Source organism: Pseudomonas sp. HMSC057H01 (genome assembly GCF_001836405.1).
Lineage (GTDB): Bacteria > Pseudomonadota > Gammaproteobacteria > Pseudomonadales > Pseudomonadaceae > Pseudomonas > Pseudomonas aeruginosa.
Map to the genome: position 1 here is coordinate 1 of NZ_KV828462.1, position 394 is coordinate 394.

Here is a 394-nt window from a genome sequence, read left to right on the forward strand (position 1 = left end):
CCGCGCGTAAAACTATTTCTTCAAGCGCTCTCGCAGAACCGCTCCAGGGCGCTATCGATCCAGCCCACCGCCAGCTTCAACGTCTCCCTGACCTTGGCCTCGCCGATCTGATGTTCACGCGCGATGCGCAGGGCCGGCCACTTCGCGCCGTAGTAGAGCCACACGAAGTCGCCGGCCTGCGGCGCCCTGTCGATGAGTCGAGCAATGACCCGGTCGACGGCCAAGGCCATATCGTCAGTGACATGGTAGGCCTTGGGGCTCGACATTGGCATGGCTTGGCTCATGATAGCGGCGGCCGGCGACACATATCCGGGAACCCCCATTCCATCCATTCGCCACCACCCCCACTGCTCGAGGAGGTACTCGGTATCGCCCAGCAGCTTGTCCACGTAGG

General features: G+C 62.9%; 1 protein-coding gene. It reads right to left on the bottom strand.

The window, feature by feature from the left end:
* Positions 1-20 precede the first annotated feature (20 nt).
* On the bottom strand, positions 21-389 hold the full coding sequence (locus tag HMPREF2581_RS14200) for an antiterminator Q family protein (protein WP_070867346.1): 369 nt from the start codon (positions 387-389) through the stop codon (positions 21-23).
* Positions 390-394: the final 5 nt, after the last annotated feature.